Source organism: Natronospirillum sp. (assembly GCF_022565775.1).
GTDB lineage: Bacteria > Pseudomonadota > Gammaproteobacteria > Pseudomonadales > Natronospirillaceae > Natronospirillum.
Map to the genome: position 1 here is coordinate 16,791 of NZ_JAIUMC010000015.1, position 18,644 is coordinate 35,434.

Annotated in this window: 17 protein-coding genes; all 17 read left to right on the top strand. The window is 60.4% G+C overall.

Annotated elements, in window-relative coordinates; translation table 11 throughout:
* Positions 1-86: 86 nt before the first annotated feature.
* The 17 genes from mraZ (at position 87) to LAT62_RS05365 (ending at position 18,627) form a co-directional block, all read left to right on the top strand.
* Entirely contained in the window at positions 87-536 is a 450-nt protein-coding gene (gene mraZ, locus LAT62_RS05285) for a division/cell wall cluster transcriptional repressor MraZ (protein ID WP_293380129.1), read from the top strand.
* The gene (gene rsmH, locus LAT62_RS05290) at positions 533-1,501 is read left to right on the top strand and encodes a 16S rRNA (cytosine(1402)-N(4))-methyltransferase RsmH (RefSeq protein ID WP_293380041.1); all 969 of its coding nucleotides are present in this window, start codon (positions 533-535) and stop codon (positions 1,499-1,501) included. Before mraZ ends, rsmH begins: the two co-directional genes overlap by 4 nt.
* Positions 1,498-1,770 carry a cell division protein FtsL gene (ftsL, locus tag LAT62_RS05295; protein WP_293380044.1) on the top strand — a complete coding sequence of 91 codons (273 nt, stop codon included), beginning with the start codon at positions 1,498-1,500 and terminating at the stop codon, positions 1,768-1,770. Before rsmH ends, ftsL begins: the two co-directional genes overlap by 4 nt.
* Positions 1,767-3,440: a penicillin-binding protein 2 gene (locus LAT62_RS05300; protein WP_293380047.1), complete on the top strand. Its 1,674-nt coding sequence runs from the start codon at positions 1,767-1,769 to the stop codon at positions 3,438-3,440. Before ftsL ends, LAT62_RS05300 begins: the two co-directional genes overlap by 4 nt.
* Entirely contained in the window at positions 3,433-4,899 is a 1,467-nt protein-coding gene (locus tag LAT62_RS05305; RefSeq protein ID WP_293380050.1) for a UDP-N-acetylmuramoyl-L-alanyl-D-glutamate--2,6-diaminopimelate ligase, read from the top strand. Before LAT62_RS05300 ends, LAT62_RS05305 begins: the two co-directional genes overlap by 8 nt.
* Positions 4,896-6,260 carry a UDP-N-acetylmuramoyl-tripeptide--D-alanyl-D-alanine ligase gene (gene murF / locus LAT62_RS05310; protein ID WP_293380053.1) on the top strand — a complete coding sequence of 455 codons (1,365 nt, stop codon included), beginning with the start codon at positions 4,896-4,898 and terminating at the stop codon, positions 6,258-6,260. The genes LAT62_RS05305 and murF overlap by 4 nt, the downstream gene beginning before the upstream one ends.
* Positions 6,260-7,342, top strand: a complete 1,083-nt coding sequence (gene mraY / locus LAT62_RS05315; RefSeq protein ID WP_293380056.1) for a phospho-N-acetylmuramoyl-pentapeptide-transferase — start codon at positions 6,260-6,262, stop codon at positions 7,340-7,342. The genes murF and mraY overlap by 1 nt, the downstream gene beginning before the upstream one ends.
* A 34-nt stretch (positions 7,343-7,376) precedes the next feature.
* Complete coding sequence (gene murD, locus LAT62_RS05320) at positions 7,377-8,747, top strand: UDP-N-acetylmuramoyl-L-alanine--D-glutamate ligase (protein WP_293380059.1); 1,371 nt, start codon at positions 7,377-7,379, stop codon at positions 8,745-8,747.
* Complete coding sequence (gene ftsW / locus LAT62_RS05325; RefSeq protein WP_293380062.1) at positions 8,744-9,937, top strand: putative lipid II flippase FtsW; 1,194 nt, start codon at positions 8,744-8,746, stop codon at positions 9,935-9,937. Before murD ends, ftsW begins: the two co-directional genes overlap by 4 nt.
* On the top strand, positions 9,934-11,025 hold the full coding sequence (gene murG / locus LAT62_RS05330) for an undecaprenyldiphospho-muramoylpentapeptide beta-N-acetylglucosaminyltransferase (RefSeq protein WP_293380065.1): 1,092 nt from the start codon (positions 9,934-9,936) through the stop codon (positions 11,023-11,025). Before ftsW ends, murG begins: the two co-directional genes overlap by 4 nt.
* Complete coding sequence (murC, locus tag LAT62_RS05335; protein WP_293380068.1) at positions 11,022-12,464, top strand: UDP-N-acetylmuramate--L-alanine ligase; 1,443 nt, start codon at positions 11,022-11,024, stop codon at positions 12,462-12,464. Before murG ends, murC begins: the two co-directional genes overlap by 4 nt.
* Positions 12,461-13,396, top strand: a complete 936-nt coding sequence (locus LAT62_RS05340) for a D-alanine--D-alanine ligase (RefSeq protein WP_293380071.1) — start codon at positions 12,461-12,463, stop codon at positions 13,394-13,396. The genes murC and LAT62_RS05340 overlap by 4 nt, the downstream gene beginning before the upstream one ends.
* Positions 13,393-14,157 (top strand): cell division protein FtsQ/DivIB, encoded by a 765-nt coding sequence (locus tag LAT62_RS05345; protein WP_293380074.1) that lies wholly within the window; start codon positions 13,393-13,395, stop codon positions 14,155-14,157. The genes LAT62_RS05340 and LAT62_RS05345 overlap by 4 nt, the downstream gene beginning before the upstream one ends.
* The gene (gene ftsA / locus LAT62_RS05350; RefSeq protein WP_293380077.1) at positions 14,154-15,404 is read left to right on the top strand and encodes a cell division protein FtsA; all 1,251 of its coding nucleotides are present in this window, start codon (positions 14,154-14,156) and stop codon (positions 15,402-15,404) included. Before LAT62_RS05345 ends, ftsA begins: the two co-directional genes overlap by 4 nt.
* A 67-nt stretch (positions 15,405-15,471) precedes the next feature.
* Positions 15,472-16,626: a cell division protein FtsZ gene (ftsZ, locus tag LAT62_RS05355; protein WP_293380132.1), complete on the top strand. Its 1,155-nt coding sequence runs from the start codon at positions 15,472-15,474 to the stop codon at positions 16,624-16,626.
* A 94-nt stretch (positions 16,627-16,720) separates the two neighbouring features.
* On the top strand, positions 16,721-17,626 hold the full coding sequence (lpxC, locus tag LAT62_RS05360) for a UDP-3-O-acyl-N-acetylglucosamine deacetylase (RefSeq protein ID WP_293380080.1): 906 nt from the start codon (positions 16,721-16,723) through the stop codon (positions 17,624-17,626).
* A gap of 62 nt (positions 17,627-17,688) precedes the next feature.
* A complete protein-coding gene (locus LAT62_RS05365) occupies positions 17,689-18,627 on the top strand; it encodes a M23 family metallopeptidase (RefSeq protein ID WP_293380083.1) in 939 nt (312 codons plus the stop codon).
* Positions 18,628-18,644: the final 17 nt, after the last annotated feature.

The following is an 18,644-nucleotide window of genomic DNA, read 5'->3' on the forward strand; positions in this document are numbered from 1 at the left end:
TTGTGGGTTTTTGTGGCTAATAGTGGTGTCATCTCCCTCAACACTGTGAATGGATCAGGATTTTGGAAGCGTCTAAGGCAGGCAACATGCTGCGCGGTGTACACGCGCTCAGTATGGACAGCAAAGGCAGAATGGCCATCCCCTCCAGATTTCGGGATGCGATCACTCAGGCCTGCCAAGGTGAGTTGGTACTCACTATTGACACTGAAGAGCTTTGCCTTCTGCTCTACCCGCTGAACGAGTGGGAAGTCATACAGCAGAAAATCGAGGCATTGCCGAGCTACAACCGAGCCGTAAGACGAATTCAGCGCCTGCTGATTGGCCATGCGACAGACATCGAGATGGACGGCAATGGCCGCATTCTGGTGCCCGGTCCTCTGCGTGACCATGCGCGGCTGGACAAGAAAGTGGTGCTGCTCGGCCAGGGCAACAAGTTTGAAGTCTGGGATGAGCAGTACTGGCAGGAGCGTCGTGACGCCTATCTGCAAGACGACGCCATGGATATTCCGGAAGCCATGCAGGAGTTGTCGCTATGACTGCAGCTCAGCACGTCTCCGTAATGCTTGACGAGGCAGTCCAGTGGTGGGGTGGTCTCGACCCCGGAGCGGCACAGGCATCCGGTTGCTTTATTGATGGCACCTTCGGGCGCGGCGGGCACTCCCGGGCATTGCTGGCGCAGCTCGGAGAGGGAGCGCAACTGCTGGGTATCGACAAGGATCCGCAGGCTATCGCCGAAGGTCAGGCTCTGGCGGCTGAGGATTCCCGTTTTTCCATTGCTCAGGGCTCCTTTGCGGCCCTCGAATCACTGTGCGCCGAAGCGGGCATGGACCGGTTGGACGGCCTGCTGCTGGATTTGGGCGTGTCTTCACCGCAACTGGATGACGCAACGCGCGGTTTCAGTTTCATGCAGGATGGTCCGCTGGATATGCGCATGGACCCGGCGCGGGGCATCAGTGCTGCCGAGTGGGTCAATGCCGCGCCTGAATCCGAACTGGCTGATGTCTTCTTTCAATACGGTGAAGAGAGATTCTCCCGCCGCATGGCGCGGGCGATCGTGGAACGCCGTCAGCAGGAACCCTTCGCTCGTACCCTGGACCTGGCCGAGGTGGTGAAGGTGGCCAATCCGCGCTGGGAAAAGCATAAACATCCGGCAACCCGAGTGTTTCAGGCCATCCGCATACATATCAATGGTGAGCTGGACGACCTGCAGGCCGGCTTGCGGGCGGCTGTAGAGCGCCTTTCGCCGGGTGGTCGACTCGTCGTCATCAGTTTTCATTCGCTGGAAGATCGTCTGGTGAAGCGCTTCATGCGCCTTGAAGCGCAAGGCGAACCAGTGCCCAAGGGGTTGCCGTTGCCGGAATCCGCCATCAGGCGTCGTCTCAAGGTGCTGGTTAAGGGCAAAAAGGCGACCGAAGACGAGGTGCGCAGCAACCCGCGGTCGCGCAGCGCTGTATTGCGCGTGGCAGAAAGGCTGCAGGATCAGCCGGGGGAGCGTCTATGACCGTTCGTCCCGGTTGGGTATTGTTGGTGATCGCTGTCTGGATGAGTGGGTTGGGTGTGGTCTACAGCAGCCATCAGACTCGGGAGATGCATGCCGAAGTGAACATGCTGACTCGCCAGTACGACGACCTGATGGTGGAGTGGGGGCGCCTGACTCTGGAGCAGGGTGCTCTGGCAGCGCCGATGATACTGGAGCGGCGGGCTGGAGAGCTGGGCCTTGACGCGCCGACAACGGAGCAGATTGAGCTAATGCCGGAGGTGCCCCGATGACAGCCCGGTGGCGACTCTACATGGTGGTTTTCGCGCTTCTGCTGCTCTTCTCGTCCCTGCTGGGGCGAGTGGTTTATCTGCAGGTCGCGGAACGCCAGTTTCTGATCAATCAGGGGCAGATGCGCTCTGCCCGTGAAGTGGAGGTCGGTGCGCATCGAGGTATGATTCTGGACCGTCATGGCACACCGCTGGCCGTCAGCACACCGGTCATTTCTCTTTGGGGTGACCCGCGTCGGTTGAATCCGGCGGATTTGCCGCGCCTGGCCGAGGCCGCGGGTGTCAGTGTGGAAACCCTGGAGCAGCGGCATCGCATCCATCGGGCCTTCTTCTATGTACGCCGTCAGCTACCACCTGACCAGGCGAATGCGATCCTCGACTTGGGTATTCCCGGGGTCTATGGCCGCCAGGAATACCGTCGTTATTATCCGGCCGGCGAGGTGACCGCTCATATCCTTGGCTTCACCAACATTGACGATCATGGCCAGGAAGGCATCGAACTGGCCTACAACGACATGCTGTCCGGACGCTCCGGCAGCAATCTCGTGCTGCAGAATCTGAATGGTCAGGTAGTGCGCCATGTGGAGGCCGTGCGGCCCCCTCAGCCAGGGCAGGATCTGCAACTGACCATCGATCTTGACCTGCAGTACAAGGTATATCGCGCCCTGAAAAGCGCCTGGCAGCGCCATCAGGCCGATTGGGCCTCGGTCGTGGTCATGGACCCGCGGACGGGCGATATTCTGGCGATGGCCAATCAGCCCTCCTACAACCCGAATGACCGCAGTTCCATTCGACCGGAATTCCTGCGCAACCGGGCCATCACCGATGCCGTCGAGCCCGGCAGTGTCATGAAAACCATGGCCATTGCCGGGGCGCTGAACGAGGGCGTGGTGACCGCCAGTGATCGGTTCGATACCTCCCCGGGGCGAATGACGGTCGGGCGCGATCATGTCGTGCGCGATTTCCGCGACTACGGAGAGTTGGACGTCACCGGGATCATGGCGCACTCGTCGAATGTGGGCATGACCCAGATTGCTCTGGCCCTCGGGGGCGAGCGACTCTGGTCAAGCCTGTATCGTTTCGGGTTCGGCCAACCCATTGGTGTCGGCTTTCCGGGTGAGGCTACCGGCAGTCTGCCCAACTATTCGCGCTGGGCTGATGTGCAGGTGGCGACGCAGTCCTACGGCTACGGCATGACGGCAACGCCGCTGCAATTGGCACAGGCCTATTCGGCCATTGCCAATGATGGCGTCATGGTGCCGCCACGGTTGCTGCAGCAAAGTATTCAATCGCCGCCCACCCGGGTGATGCCGCAGTCGGTGATGACGGATGTGCGCCGTATGCTGGAAGCCGCCATGCAGGACGGTGGCACCGGAACTCGAGCCCGCATGCCGCTGTTCTCCGCGGCGGGCAAGACCGGCACTGCACATACGGTAGGGCTGGCTGGCTATGACGAGGATGCCTACCGGGGCGTGTTCGTCGGTTATGCGCCCGCCGATAACCCGGAGCTTGTGGTCTCCGTAGTGATCAACAATCCGCGGGGTGAGGAGTACTTCGGTGGTGCGGTGGCCGGACCTGTGTTCTCGGAAGTCATGCAGGCTGCGCTGGCCCATATCGGCACTACCCCCGATCAATTGCTGACCGCCGGGCAGCGAGGAGGTGCGCATGACTGACTGGTTGCGCACGGCCCTGGAGCATCTGCAACAGACAGGCGGTGAGGCGGTTCTGGACAGCCGACTGGTGAGGCCCGGTGATGTATTCGTTGCACTTCCCGGCGCCGCCGTGGACGGGCGGGACTTTATTCAGCAGGTGCTGGGGCAGCCACGGGTGCTGGTGATTGCCGAGCAGGCAGACGCCCAACATGCGAGCCAGGCCCAGCTTCCGGTTACGCCGGACTCAGGCAATGAGCGTGTGCTCTGGGTAACCGATCTGCGCCAGCGTCTGGGTCAATTGGCCGAGGCGCTGTATGCCGTCAACGAACGTGCCCTGTCGCTGGTGGGTGTGACCGGCACCAATGGCAAGACGTCGATCAGTCACTACGTGGCTCAGGCGCTCAGTACCAAAGGCCGCTGTGGGTTGATCGGGACTCTGGGTGTCGGGCTCTGGCCCGACCTCGAAGGGGGCCTGAATACCACGCCGGACGTGCTGACCAACCACAGGCTGTTGGCCGACTGGTCTGATCAACAGGCTGACTGGGCGGTAATGGAAGTCTCCAGTCATGCGCTCGACCAGGGGCGTGTTGACGGGCTGCGCTTTCGGGTCGCTCTTTTCACTCACTTGTCGCGTGACCATCTGGATTACCACGGTGATATGGAGCAGTATTTCGCCGCCAAGCAGAAGTTGTTTGATCCGGCACGCAGCCAGCGAGCGGTTATCTGTACTGATGATCGCTGGGGATTACGTCTGGCGCAGGGGCGCAAGGATTCGTTGCGCGTGTCGGGTCGAATCGGCGGCACCGCCAGTGTGGTACCCAACCATATTCGCCGGCGTCCGGAAGGGTTGCTGGTGCATTGGGTGACGCCCTGGGGGCCGCTGCAGACGGATACGCGTCTGATCGGCGACTTCAATGTGGCCAATCTGGCGGTGACCATCGGCGCGCTGGGCATGCTGGGCCTGACCGGCAAGATGATCCAGGCCGCCCTGGCCGACGTGCAGCCAGTCTCCGGCCGCATGCAACCTGTTCCCTTGCCCAACGGGGCGGTAGTGATTATCGATTATGCCCATACCCCGGATGCGCTGGAAAAAGCGCTGCGCGCCTCCCGTCATCACACCGAGGGCGAGCTGCACTGTGTCTTTGGCTGTGGTGGTGATCGCGACCGCGGCAAGCGCCCGCAAATGGCGGCTGCCGCGGCAGCCGAGGCAGATCGGCTATGGCTCACCAGCGACAACAACCGGTCTGAATCCTTTGCCAGTATTGTTGGTGACATGCGGCCCGGATTGACCACAGATGTGCCCTTTGAAGTCATCGCTGACCGGACGGCCGCTATTCATGCGGCCATCGCCGCGACCAAGGCCGGAGACGTCATCGTAGTGGCCGGCAAGGGGCACGAGAATTACCAGGAAGACCAGGGCGTGAGACGCCCCTATTCGGATTTTGGCGCCGTTCAGCAGGCGATGGGAGGCGTTGCATGATGCGTTTCCTCGACAGCACCGAACTGGTTTCGCTCTATCCGGGTTCCGCGGTAACCGGTCCGGCTCAGGTGCGTGATGTCAGCACTGATACCCGCACATTGCAGCCCGGTGACGCCTATCTGGCTCTGCGTGGTGCCAATTTCGATGGTCACGACTTCAATCAGACGGCCCATGAACATGGTGCCTCGCTGCTGGTGGTCGATCACCCCGATACCTTGCCGCTGCCCCAGTGGATAGTGCCTGACACGCGCCTGGCTCTGGGCCGCCTGGGCGCCCACAATCGGCAACTCTCAAGCGCATCCGTGGTGGCGCTCACCGGCAGTTCAGGCAAGACTACCACCAAGGAAATTCTCTCTGCGTTGCTCGGTGCCTGTGGCAATACGATGGCGACCAGGGGCAACCTGAACAATGATATCGGCGTTCCCAAGACACTGCTCAGGCTGGCACCGGAGCACGATTATGCCGTGGTAGAGCTGGGCGCCAATCATGTCGGTGAAATCGCCTACACCACCGGCCTGTCGCGCCCCGATGTGGCCCTCATCATCAATGCCGGCTCGGCCCATCTCGCCGAATTCGGTTCTGTCGAGCATATCCGCGCGGCCAAGGGCGAGATCCTGCAGGGTCTGGACAAGGACGGTGTAGCGGTACTCAATCAGGACGACCCGGCCTATGACCAGTGGTGCAGGGCAGCCCCCGGCCGCGTGATCAGTTTCGGCAGCGGTCCACAGGCTGATGTAACGGCGCAATGTGTCAAGGCCGAGCCTGATCGGACTCTGGTACAGCTTAGCGGGCCGGATTTCGAACATACCGTCACCCTGCCTCTGGCGGGCGCGCACAATGTATCCAACCTGGCGGCTGCAGTTGCGGTCATGGTTGCGCTCAAACTGCCAGACCACCTCTGGCTGGATGCGATCGCCGGCATCAGTCCGGTACCTGGTCGTCTGGCTCCGAAAGTGATCAAGGGCTGGCGGCTGATTGATGATGCCTACAACGCCAATCCTGAATCGGCACGCGCCGCCATCGATGTTCTGACCACAGCGCAAACACCGAGAATTCTGGTTCTGGGTGAGTTGGGCGAACTGGGCCAGCACACCGAAGAGGCGATGCGTGGCATCGGCACCTACGCGCAGCAGCGCATAGACCACCTCTGGACTGTCGGCAAAACAGCAGAGCCGGCCAGCCTGGCGTTTGGCGAGAGTGGTCGGCATTTCAATACGCGAGCGGAAGTGATCTCTGCTCTTACAGCACTGGTGGGCCAGGAAAGCAAAGGCTCGGTACTGGTGAAGGGGTCGCGTTCATCCGCCATGGAAGCCGTGATGGAAGCCCTGATCGAAAGATTGAACAAGGGAGGCTCGCGCTGATGTTTCTGTGGTTGGCGACCCAGTTGGCTGAATTCTTTTCGCCCCTGTCGGTGGTGCGGTATCTCACCATGCGCACCATTCTCAGTGTGTTGACGGCCCTCGGGCTCTCGCTGTTGTTCGGGGCTCGGGTGATCAATATGCTGCAGCGACACCAGATCGGCCAGTCCGTAAGGGATGATGGGCCTAGATCCCATCTGAGCAAGGCTGGTACACCCACTATGGGTGGCGCCCTGATTCTGGTCTGTGTACTGGGCGCGGCATTGCTGTGGTCAGACCTGACCAACTTCTATGTCTGGATCGTGGTCGGCGTCACCGCTGCCTTCGGTCTGATCGGGCTGGTGGACGACTACAAGAAGGTAGTGCTGCGCAATGCGCGCGGTCTGCCCGCGCGCTGGAAGTATCTGTGGCAGTCCATGGTCGGGCTGATTGCTGCAGTGCTGCTGTACCGATTTGCCGAGACGCCGATTGAAACGTCGCTGATTGTGCCCTTTTTCAAGGACATCATGATACCGCTTGGTTTTGGGTTCGTGGTGCTGACCTATTTCGTCATTGTGGGCTCGAGCAACGCAGTCAATCTGACTGACGGGCTCGATGGCCTGGCCATCGTGCCCACCATTCTGGTGGGTGGTGCCCTGGGTATATTCGCCTATGCCAGCGGCAATGTGGTGTTTGCAGAATACCTGCAGATTCCTTACGTGGCGGGGGCCGGCGAACTGCTGATTTTCTGCGGTGCCCTGGTCGGCGCAGGACTCGGTTTCCTGTGGTTCAACACCTATCCGGCACAGGTGTTCATGGGCGATGTCGGTGCCCTGGCCCTGGGCGCGGCACTGGGTGTCATCGCGGTGATCACGCGCCAGGAAATCGTGCTGTTCATCATGGGTGGTGTTTTCGTGGCGGAGACCCTGTCAGTGATTGTTCAGGTAGCCAGTTACAAGTTGACCGGGCGCCGGGTATTCCGCATGGCGCCGCTGCATCACCACTACGAACTCAAGGGCTGGCCGGAACCACGCGTCATTGTGCGCTTTTGGATCATCACCGTGATTCTGGTGCTGATCGGCCTGTCCACCCTGAAGCTGCGTTGATGATGAGAGGCAATTCGAGACGGTAATGGTGCAAATGATTGGTACTGACACAGAGCGACTGATACTGGGCCTGGGTAAAACCGGGCACAGCATTGCCGCCTGGCTATCCGGTCAGGGCAGGGCCTATCGCGTGCTGGACACGCGTGAAGCGCCGCCCTATGCCGAAGCGGTCCGTGCCTTGTGCCCGCCCGAGCGCCTGCATTTCGGTGGCTGGCGCGACGACTGGCTGGAGCAGGCAGACGAGCTCTACGTTAGCCCCGGCCTGCCCCTGTCAGAGCCGCATATCCAGCATGCACTGAACAGCGGCGCCCTGCTGGTCAGTGATATCGACCTGTATCGGCAGCACAGTGACGCCAAGGTAATTGCTGTGACTGGCTCTAATGGCAAGAGCACGGTCGTGCGTCTGCTCGAAGCCATGGGCAGAAAGGCAGGCAAGCGAGCGCTGGCGGGTGGCAATATCGGGCGCCCGGCATTGGACCTGCTGCAGGAGCCCCATGACCTGGCGGTCCTTGAATTGTCGAGTTTTCAACTGGAAATGACGCATGCGCTGAATGCTGATGTGGCCATGGTGCTGAACATCAGCCCCGATCATCTTGACCGCTATCCGGACATGATGGCCTATCGCGCCGCCAAACACCGAATTTTCCAGGGCTGTCAGGGGATTGTGGTGCACGCCGATGACCCGCTGACCGTCCCTCTGGTGTCCCAGCAGATGCCGCACCGCATCTATTCCCTGACGCGTCGTGATATCGGCGTGCTCAGTCTGGAGCGGGATGCGACCGGGCTGCACCTTTACCAGGGTCTGGAACGGGTGCATACCTGGGATCGACTGTATCTGAAAGGCCGGCACAGCCAGCTCAATATTCTGGCGGCCCTGTCAGCCGGGCTGCTACTGGGTTGGCCACTGAAGGCCATGACTGAGGCCGTGGCCGAATTTGAAGGGTTGCCTCACCGCTGTGCCTGGGCAGGTGAAGTGGGTGGGGTGACCTACATCAACGACTCAAAAGGCACCAATGTCGGTGCCACGCTGGCCGCTCTCGAGGGCCTGCATGATGAATGCCCCGGGCAACTGCATCTGCTGGCCGGCGGTGACGGCAAGCAGGCGGATTTTGACTCGCTAGGTGAAGCCTGTGCCCGACTGCAGGTAGCGCTGCAGACTTTCGGACGGGATGGCGAACAGATTGCTCTCGCCGCCGAGTGCCACGGGGTGGCTGATATTGGTCGCCACGACACACTCGACGCGGCGTTGACTGCGGCACACCGGCGGGCTGTGCCCGGCGATTGGGTGCTGCTGTCTCCAGCCTGTGCCAGTTTCGACCAGTTCGCCAGTTTCGAGGCGCGCGGACAGGCGTTCGTGAGCCAGGTGCAGGCGCTGGCCCCGACGGGCGGGGAGGTGGCCTCATGAACCTGAGTCTGTCATTGCGCAAGCATCTGGATGGCGATCGCAGTCTCTGGTCGCGCATCGACCAGCCACTGGTGATTCTGACCTTCGGTCTGGCCCTGTTTGGCTGGATGATGATTACCAGCGCCTCGATGGATTTTGCAGCCCAGGTTCATGGCGACAGCTTCGCGCTGATGATCCGCCATGGCGTCTATCTGGCCATGGGGGCGGTGACCTTCGCCCTGATGGTGCATCTGCCGCTGGCATTTTGGTATCGGATCAGCGGCCTGCTGTTGCTGTTCGGTCTGGTGTCTCTGGTACTGGTGCTTATTCCGGGTATTGGACGGGAGATCAATGGCTCCTGGCGCTGGATTCATCTGGGCGTCATCACCATACAGCCCAGTGAAGCCATGAAGGTAGCCATGGTGATCTATGTCGCCGGCTATCTGGTGCGCCGGCAGGACGAAGTCCGCACCAGTTGGGCCGGCTTCCTCAAGCCGCTGATGGTGGTGGCACTGGTCACCAGCCTGTTGCTCGCGCAGCCGGATTTTGGCGCTGTCATCATTCTGATGGCCACCATCATGGGCATGATGTTCATGGGTGGCGTGCGGCCTGGCCAGTTCTTCGTCACCATTGCCGTGGCCATCATGTCGGCCGGTCTGATGGCGGTCACCCAGACCTACCGGGTACAGCGACTGCTGTCCTTCATGGATCCCTGGGCGGAAGGCAATGTTTATGGATCCGGCTATCAGTTGACCCAGGCCCTGATCGCCTTTGGTCGGGGCGAATGGTTCGGGGTCGGGCTCGGCAACAGCTTGCAGAAGCTGTTTTATCTGCCCGAGGCTCATACCGATTTCATTACCGCCATTATTGCCGAAGAGTTTGGTCTGTTCGGCATGGTCCTGCTGCTGCTGGTGTTGTCCGCCCTGGTAGGTCGAATGCTCTGGATCGGCTGGCGTGCCGACCGCTCAGGGCATCCCTTCTCTGCTTACCTCTGTTATGGGGTCGTGATCATTTTTGCGCTGCAGATCTTTATCAATATTGGTGTGAACACCGGTCTGCTGCCCACCAAGGGCCTCACTCTGCCGTTTATCAGTTACGGCGGATCGAGTCTGCTGACGTGTTTCGCCATGGTCGGCCTGGTCAGTCGGGTGTCGCTGGAATTGCACAGTGAGACCTCTGCCGAACCTCTGGTCAAGGGGGTGGACGCATGAACGAATCAGGCACACAGGTGTTGATCATGGCCGGTGGCACTGGAGGCCATGTGTTCCCGGGTCTGGCGGTGGCAGAAGCGCTGCAGCAGAAAGGCTATCGGGTCAGTTGGCTGGGCACCGCGCGCGGCATCGAGAATGATGTGGTGCCGGCGGCGGGCCTGACATTGCACCATCTATCAGTGGCCGGGGTGCGCGGACGCGGCCCGGTCACCAAGCTGCTGGCACCCTTCCGGTTGTGCTATGCCCTGCTGCAGGCCTGGCGCCTGCTGCGCCGACTGCGCCCGGCGGTAGTCCTGGGCATGGGGGGCTTTGCCGCCGGCCCGGGCGGTCTGGCCGCCAGGATGCTGCGGATTCCGCTGGTCATTCATGAACAGAACGCCGTGGCGGGCACCACTAATCGCTGGCTGGCACGTGTGGCGAAGCGGCGTTTGTGTGCCTTTGCCGGCGCATTGCCCGACCGCTTCGAGCCGCAAGTCGTGGGCAATCCGATTCGCAGCCAGTTGGTAGCCGTCGCTCCCCCCGATGAGCGGGGCACGGGCGACCACAAGCCATTGCGCCTGCTGATCCTGGGCGGCAGTCAGGGGGCACTGGCGATCAATCAACTGGTGCCGGAAGCTCTGGCCGACCTGCCGGAAGCTCAGCGCCCGGAAGTCCGGCACCAATGTGGCCGGCGCCATGAGGAGACCACGCGACAGGCCTATCGGAAAGCAGAGGTCACTGCCGAGATTCAGCCGTTCATTGACGATATGGCTGAAGCCCTGTGCTGGGCTGATCTGGTGGTGGCCAGAGCCGGCGCCCTGACAGTATCCGAGTTGTCGGCCGTGGGTGTCGGCAGCCTGTTGATTCCGTTTCCGTTCGCCATTGATGACCACCAGACAAGGAATGCGGAGCGCCTGGTGCGGGTTCATGCCGCCCGGCTGCTGCCCCAGTCCGAACTGACGCGCGACACCTTGTGTGCGGCCTTGCAGGATTCGCTGCGGCCGACTGTTTTGCAAACCTGGGCGCGAGCTGCACGCGCGGCCGGGCAACCAGACGCCACCGGGGCTGTGGTGGCGGTACTGGAAGACTGTATGGAGATCCGTCAATGACCTACCGTGAAGCCAATATCACCGTGCACGATGTGCCGGAGATGCGCCGCATCCGCCGCATTCATTTTGTCGGCATTGGTGGCGTTGGCATGTGCGGCATCGCCGAAGTGCTGGCCAACCAGGGCTATGAAGTCTCAGGTTCGGATGTCAAGCACAGTGCGGTGACGCGCCGCCTGATGAAGATGGGCGTGACCATCAATATCGGGCATGACGCTGACCATGTAGAGGGTGTACATGTAGTGGTCACCTCTTCGGCCATTCAGCAGGGCAACCCTGAAGTGGATGCCGCGCGTAAAAAGCGGATACCCGTGGTGCCGCGCGCCGAAATGCTGGCTGAGTTGATGCGCTACCGTCACGGCATTGCCGTAGCCGGCACCCATGGCAAGACCACCACCACCAGTCTGGCGGCTTCGGTACTGGCAGAGGGCGGACTGGACCCGACCTTCGTGATTGGCGGCAAGCTGACCAGTGCCGGCACCAATGCCCGCCTGGGCACCTCACGCTATCTGGTAGCCGAGGCCGACGAGAGTGATGCGTCCTTCCTGCACCTGCAGCCCATGGTGGCGGTGGTGACCAACATCGACGCCGACCATATGGACACCTATCACGGGGAATTCGAGAACGTCAAAGATGCGTTTGTGCAGTTTCTGCACAACCTGCCGTTCTACGGCTTGGCGATTCTCTGTATCGATGATGAGCATGTGCGGGCCATTCTGCCGCGCATCAGTCGTCCGATTCTTACTTATGGCTTCTCCGAGGATGCTGACTACCGCATCTCGAATGTCGAGGCGAATGCCTACAGCACCCGCTTCAGGATCAGCCGGCCGGGACAATTGCCTGACCTGGATATGGCGGTGCGCATGCCGGGTCTGCACAACGTGCTCAATGCCACAGCCACGGTGGCCATGGCGACCGACGAAGGTGTGCCCGATGAGTCCATTGTGGCGGCACTGGAGAAATTTGCCGGTGTGGGGCGTCGCTTCCAGATCAGAGGTGAATTCAAGACACCCAAGGGCGAGATCATGCTGGTGGATGACTATGGTCATCACCCGCGTGAGCTGCAGGTCACCATTGAAGCAGCTCGGCACGCCTGGCCGGACCGCAGGCTGGTGCTGGTGTTCCAACCCCATCGCTTTACGCGGACGCGGGATCTCTATGAAGACTTCGTGCGTGTGTTGTCAGAAGTCGATGCGCTGGTGCTGCTTGAGGTCTATCCCGCCGGTGAAGAGCCGATTCCGGGTGCCGACGGTCGATCGCTGGCGCGCAGTATTCGACAGCGCGGCCAGGTGGAGCCGGTATTCGTCGAAGATCGCAATGAGGTTTTGACGGTATTGCCCAATCTGGTGCAAGACGGCGACTTGGTGATAGCCCAGGGCGCTGGTGATATTGGTGCGCTGGCCATTCAACTGGCCGAGCAGGAACTGGGGTTCAAGGTATGACGGTGACTGCTGCAGAAGTCAGTGCGCTGGGCCGCATCGCGGTGCTGTATGGCGGCACCTCGGCCGAACGACCGGTGTCCCTGCAGTCCGGTGAGGCGGTGCTGGCAGCGTTGCAGACTGTACAGGCAGACGTGCGCGGCATAGACACAGCCGACGACTATATCGAGGCTCTGCGGGCCTGGGCGCCGCAGCGGGTGTTCATCGCCCTGCACGGCCGTGGTGGCGAAGACGGTCATATTCAGGCCGTGCTGGAAGCTTTTGGCTACCCCTACAGCGGCAGTGGTGTGGCGGCCTCGGCCATTGCGATGAACAAGTTGCTGACCAAGCGGGTTTGGGTCGGTGCAGGCTTGCCGACCGCCGACAGTGTGGTGCTGACACCGGAGACCGACTGGGAAGGCGTGCTGATCAGACTGGGCGGCAAGGCCGTCGTGAAGCCGGTGCTGGAGGGGTCAACCCTGGGCATCAGCATTGTCGACAACGCAGCCGATCTGGCCGTCGGTTTCGCAGATGCGGCCCGCTATGACAGCGAGGTGATTGCCGAACGGTTTATCGACGGGCCGGAATATACCGTCGGGATAGTCGGCGAGCAGGCGCTGCCGGTGATCCGCATGGAAGCAGCCGATGGCTTCTATGACTATGCGGCCAAATACGAAAGAGACGACACGCGCTATTACCTGCCGTCCGGGCTCAGCGAGGCTGACGAGCAAGCGCTGAAGAAGCTGTCGCTGGAAGCGTTCAGTTGCCTGGGTTGCAGCGGCTGGGGCCGGGTGGATGCCATGCGCGACCAGGACGGCACCTTCTGGCTGCTGGAGGCCAATACCATCCCCGGCCTGACCAGTCACAGCCTGGTGCCCAAGGCGGCACAGGCAGTTGGCATGGACTTTCCGACGCTGATCGTGCGTTTGCTGCAGACGGTGGAGGTGACGGCATGACCCGGCGCGGCGCAACACGCAGAAAACAGTGGCCGAGGCCACGCCTGCCGAAAGTGCGATTGCCGGCGATCAACTGGTCGTTTCTGCGCCCGCTGGCGGTCATGGTCAGTGTGGTCGGGCTGTCGGTGGCCCTGGTATTCGGTGTGCGCTGGCTGACCCCGGAAACAGTGCAGTGGGACCTGGAAGGAGATCTGCTGTTTCAGGACGAGGAGGAGATCATGTCCTATCTGGCGACGCTGGATAACAGTTATTGGCAGCTGTCACTGCCGGACATCGAGCAGTCGTTGCGCGAGTTCCCCTGGCTGTACCAGGTCACCCTCGAGCGCCAGTGGCCGGACCGCGTCAGAGTATCCGTGGTCGAGCAGACGCCGCTGGCGTTCTGGAACGAGGGCGCCTTTATCAACAGTCGGGGAGAGGTGTTCGGCCCCAGTGAGCTGAGCTTCGATCTGCCCCGACTGGCAGGCCCGGACGGACGTGCGGAGGATGTCATGGCGAACTATCTGCGCTTCAGTCAGATGTTCAGTGGCATGGGCTATCGAATTGAAGCGCTGACGCTGGCCTCTCGGGGGTCCTGGGAGCTGACCCTGGACAACGGGATACAGGTGCGCCTGGGTCAGCGCAACATTCTCCAACGCGCGCGCCGGGTGGCGCGGGTGTTGGCAGCAACCAATGACGGCCAGCAGGTGGATCAGATCGCCGTGCTGGATGCGCGCTACCAGTACGGTGTAGCCGTGGCATGGAAATCAGGAGATGCAGCATGAGTTCAGCGCATAAAGGAGAGCTGATTGTCAGCCTGGATATCGGCACCTCCAAGGTGGTGGCGATTGTCGGCATGGTAACGGCAGACAGCGGGCTTGAGGTGGTGGGCCTCGGCTCGCACCCTGCCCATGGGATGAAAAAGGGCGTGGTAGTCAATATCGAGTCCACGGTGCAGAGCATTCAGCGGGCGGTGGAAGAGGCCGAGCTGATGTCCGGCTGTGATATCCACTCGGTGCATGTAGGCATCGCAGGCAGCCATATCCGCAGTCTCAACAGCCACGGCATAGTGGCCATTCGCGACAAGGAAGTGCAGTCCGCAGATGTGGAGCGGGTCATTGACGCGGCACAGGCTGTCGCCATCCCGGCTGACCAGAAAATCCTGCATATTCTGCCGCAGGAATACCTGATCGATAACCAGGAAGGCATCAAGGAGCCCTTCGGCATGTCCGGTGTGCGCCTGGAAGCCAAGGTGCATCTGGTGACCGCAGCCGAGACGGCGGTGCAGAACATAGAGAAGTGTGTGCGGCGCTGTGGGCTCGAAGTCGAACAGATCATCCTGGAGCAACTGGCATCCAGCTATGCGGTGCTGACCGACGACGAGAAGGAACTGGGTGTCTGCATGGTGGATATCGGTGGCGGCACGACAGATATCGCCATCTTCACCGAGGGCGCCATCAAGCATACCGCCGTGATACCGATTGCCGGCGACCAGGTAACCAATGACATTGCGATGGCCTTTGCCACCCCGACCCAGCATGCCGAAGAAATCAAGGTGAAGTATGCCTGTGCGCTGGCGCAGTTGGCCGGGGCCCATGAGTCGATCAAGGTGCCCAGTGTGGGCGACCGGCCGCCGCGTGAGCTGTCGCGGCAGGCCCTGGCGGAGGTGGTGGAGCCCCGCTACGAAGAATTGTTTTCGCTGATTCAGGCCGAGTTGCGGCGCAGCGGATATGAAGAACTGATTCCGGCAGGCATCGTCCTGACGGGCGGTACGGCGCGTATGGAAGGCGCCGTGGAGTTGGCTGAGGAGGTTTTCCACATGCCGGTACGACTGGCTTACCCGGCGGGGGTAACCGGTTTGTCCGATGTGGTAAAGAGCCCGATCTACGCCACCGGCGTAGGCTTGCTGCTGCACGGACTGCAGCAGCTTGAGACTCAGGGAAGCAGTCCCGGCAGGAAGAAGCGTGCACCCAAGCCGGCAGGACCCGGCGCATGGGCACGATTCAAGGACATGATCAAACGCAATTTCTGATGGACACGAGCACTACAACAGGAGCAGGAAAATGACTGAATTTGACAAGACAATGACTTCAGGTGACATGTTCACCCTGATCGAATCGGCGCCCAATCAGGCGGTAATCAAGGTGGTTGGCGTCGGTGGTGGTGGCTGCAATGCCATTCAGCACATGCTGGCGACCAATCAGGTGCCGGGGGTGCAGTTCATTTGTGCCAATACCGATGCCCAGGCCCTGGATGCCGTGGATGGTGCAACCGTACTGCAGTTGGGAGGCGGTATTACCCGCGGCCTGGGTGCCGGTGCAAACCCGGAGGTGGGACGGCAGTCCGCGCTGGAAGACCGGGATAAACTGACCGAAGCGCTGACGGGCGCTGATATGGTCTTTGTAACCGCTGGTATGGGTGGTGGCACCGGTACCGGAGCAGCGCCGATAGTGGCCGAAGTCTCCAAGGAGCTGGGTATTCTCACGGTCGGCGTGGTGACCAAGCCGTTCCGCTTTGAAGGCAAGCGGCGACTGAAAGTGGCCGAAGCCGGAGTGGAGGCTTTGCGCCAGTATGTGGACTCGCTGATCTCCATTCCCAACGAGAAGCTGCTGTCGGCGATGGATGACGATATCAGCTTGCTCGACGCTTTTGCCGAAGCCGACAACGTGCTGCTCAATGCCGTGCAGGGCGTTTCCGATCTGATCGTTCGTCAGGGCAAGATCAATGTTGACTTTGCCGACGTCAGAACTGTCATGTCCGAAATGGGCATGGCCATGATGGGCGCCGGCGTAGCCAGAGGGGAAGGCCGTGCGGTCAAAGCTGCCGAAGAAGCAATCCGCTCTCCGCTGCTGGAAGATGTCGACCTTGAAGGTGCCCGCGGGGTGCTGGTCAATATCACCGCCGGGGTCAATCTGGGCTTGCGCGAGTACCAGGCTGTGGGTGACATCATAGAGGAATTTGCCGCAGATGATGCTACTATAGTGATAGGTACTGCTATTGACCCTGAGCTCAGTGATGAGATCCGGGTGACTGTTGTTGCTACAGGGATCGGTGAGGCGGACAGAGCAGAGCGCCCCACGGTAGCTGTCGACAATACACGCAAGGCTCCGGAAACCAACTACCAGAAACTGGATCGTCCCACGGTCATGAGACGTCGTGACACTGAGACTAGAAGTCAGAATTCTGGCGCAAGAAGTGATAATATGGATGATCTTCTTGACGTTCCGGCGTTCTTACGGCGTCAGGCTGATTAACAATTGTTAATTGGGCTGAAAAGGCCTGTTCTGTTAATATCAGCGGGCTTTGCAGGCTATTTTTACACCCTATTATGCAGGATTTCCGGAACACATGGTGAAACAGCGCACCCTCAGAAATGTCATCAAGGCGACAGGAGTCGGTCTACACTCGGGCGAAAAGGTCTTTCTGACCCTCCGTCCTGCTCCCGTGGATACAGGGATTGTATTCCGTCGGACTGACCTGGACCCCGTGGTCGACATCCACGCCTTTGCCAAGAATGTGGGCGAAACGACGCTGTCCACCACCCTCATGGAGGGTGATGTGCGTGTGGATACCGTGGAACACCTGTTGTCAGCCTTCGCTGGCCTCGGCATCGACAATGCTTATGTCGAGGTCAGTGCGGCTGAAGTGCCCATCATGGATGGCAGTGCAGGGCCCTTCGTTTTCCTTTTGCAGTCTGCCGGCATAGCCGAGCAGGATGCCCCCAAGAAATACATTCGGATATTGCGTCCGGTAGAAGTGCGTGACGGCGATCGCGTGGCACGTTTCGAGCCGCATGATGGTTTCAAGATCAGTTTCAGGATTGATTTTGATCATCCGGCATTCGATACGAACAAACAATATGCCAGCCTGGAATTTTCGTCCTCGACTTTCGTCAAGGAAATCAGCCGGGCCCGGACCTTCGGTTTCATGCGTGACTTCGAATACCTGCGGGCTAACAACCTGGCGCTGGGTGCGAACTTCAACAATGCCATCGCGATGGATGATTACCGCATTCTGAATGAAGATGGCTTGCGGTATGACGACGAGTTTGTAAAACACAAGATTCTGGACGCAGTAGGCGATCTCTATCTGCTGGGTCACAGCCTGATCGGCCATTTTGTGGCTGAAAAATCGGGACACGGTCTGAACAACCTGTTGTTGCGGGAGTTGATCTGTCACCCGGAAACATGGGAATACATGACCTTTGACAGCTCGGAAGCTGCGCCGATTTCATATCGCCCTGTGCTCGCCTGACAGCGCGGGTGGCCGGCTTTCGGCTGCTGTCGTCATTAGCTTTGCGGAGACAATAAGAAAACATGCAGATCATTCTGGTCACACAGCGCCACGGAAAATCACTGTACCTGCCCTCGTGGCTGGGCAGGCTGATGCCGTATTTGCTGTTAGCGGCCGGAGCCGGACTGTATTACCTCGGCTATGTGGGCGGAACCCCTGATCCCAGTCGAACCATTGGTGACCGCGCCTTGCAGCAATGGGATCAGGAAATCCAGTCGCAGCGGGAAGCCCTGGCCCAACTGAGCCTCCAGTCGGAAGAAGAGCTGGCCGCGCTGACGGTGCGTCTGTCTGAACTGCAAGCCCGCTCGACCCGTCTGGATGCGCTTGGTGAGCGGCTCATTGAAGTCTCCGGTCTGGAAGACAGTGAATTCGATTTTTCTTTGCCTCCGGGCATGGGTGGTCCCGAGGTGCCTGCTCCGGGTGTGGTTGATCCCCGCTATCTGCGCCCACCCACATTTGCCGAAGAGCTCGAGCGCCTGGAAATTCATCTGAACAGCCGTCGTCAGCAACTGACCGTGTTGGATGCGTTGCTCAACAATCGCTCTCTTGATGATCAAACCTTTGTCGCGGGGCGGCCTGTGGGCAGCGGTGCCTGGATGAGCTCTCGTTACGGGTATCGCACCGATCCTTTTACCGGTCAGAATACCTGGCACGCGGGCCTTGATTTTGCCGGTCCGGAGGGCATGGATGTGGTATCAGTCGCTTCCGGTGTTGTGGTCTTTTCCGGCGACAACGGTGGCTATGGCAACATGGTGGATATCAACCATGGTGGCGGCTATATCACCCGCTATGCCCACAACAAGGAAAACTTTGTTGAAGTCGGTGAGATTGTCGAAAAAGGGCAGGTCATAGCGGCGCTGGGCAATACCGGTCGCTCCACGGCACCGCACGTTCACTTTGAAGTTCACCAGAACGGCCGCACACGCGACCCGATTGATTACATCTCCCGTACTCGCAACTGACCTGCGCGCCATCGATC

Bases quoted from the DNA above. Each gene is read 5' to 3' on its own strand.
- mraZ (WP_293380129.1), top strand. From the start codon at position 87: ATGCTGCGCGGTGTACACGCGCTCAGTATGGACAGCAAAGGCAGAATG.
- rsmH (WP_293380041.1), top strand. From the start codon at position 533: ATGACTGCAGCTCAGCACGTCTCCGTAATGCTTGACGAGGCAGTCCAG.
- ftsL (WP_293380044.1), top strand. From the start codon at position 1,498: ATGACCGTTCGTCCCGGTTGGGTATTGTTGGTGATCGCTGTCTGGATG.
- LAT62_RS05300 (WP_293380047.1), top strand. From the start codon at position 1,767: ATGACAGCCCGGTGGCGACTCTACATGGTGGTTTTCGCGCTTCTGCTG.
- LAT62_RS05305 (WP_293380050.1), top strand. From the start codon at position 3,433: ATGACTGACTGGTTGCGCACGGCCCTGGAGCATCTGCAACAGACAGGC.
- murF (WP_293380053.1), top strand. From the start codon at position 4,896: ATGATGCGTTTCCTCGACAGCACCGAACTGGTTTCGCTCTATCCGGGT.
- mraY (WP_293380056.1), top strand. From the start codon at position 6,260: ATGTTTCTGTGGTTGGCGACCCAGTTGGCTGAATTCTTTTCGCCCCTG.
- murD (WP_293380059.1), top strand. From the start codon at position 7,377: ATGATTGGTACTGACACAGAGCGACTGATACTGGGCCTGGGTAAAACC.
- ftsW (WP_293380062.1), top strand. From the start codon at position 8,744: ATGAACCTGAGTCTGTCATTGCGCAAGCATCTGGATGGCGATCGCAGT.
- murG (WP_293380065.1), top strand. From the start codon at position 9,934: ATGAACGAATCAGGCACACAGGTGTTGATCATGGCCGGTGGCACTGGA.
- murC (WP_293380068.1), top strand. From the start codon at position 11,022: ATGACCTACCGTGAAGCCAATATCACCGTGCACGATGTGCCGGAGATG.
- LAT62_RS05340 (WP_293380071.1), top strand. From the start codon at position 12,461: ATGACGGTGACTGCTGCAGAAGTCAGTGCGCTGGGCCGCATCGCGGTG.
- LAT62_RS05345 (WP_293380074.1), top strand. From the start codon at position 13,393: ATGACCCGGCGCGGCGCAACACGCAGAAAACAGTGGCCGAGGCCACGC.
- ftsA (WP_293380077.1), top strand. From the start codon at position 14,154: ATGAGTTCAGCGCATAAAGGAGAGCTGATTGTCAGCCTGGATATCGGC.
- ftsZ (WP_293380132.1), top strand. From the start codon at position 15,472: ATGTTCACCCTGATCGAATCGGCGCCCAATCAGGCGGTAATCAAGGTG.
- lpxC (WP_293380080.1), top strand. From the start codon at position 16,721: ATGGTGAAACAGCGCACCCTCAGAAATGTCATCAAGGCGACAGGAGTC.
- LAT62_RS05365 (WP_293380083.1), top strand. From the start codon at position 17,689: ATGCAGATCATTCTGGTCACACAGCGCCACGGAAAATCACTGTACCTG.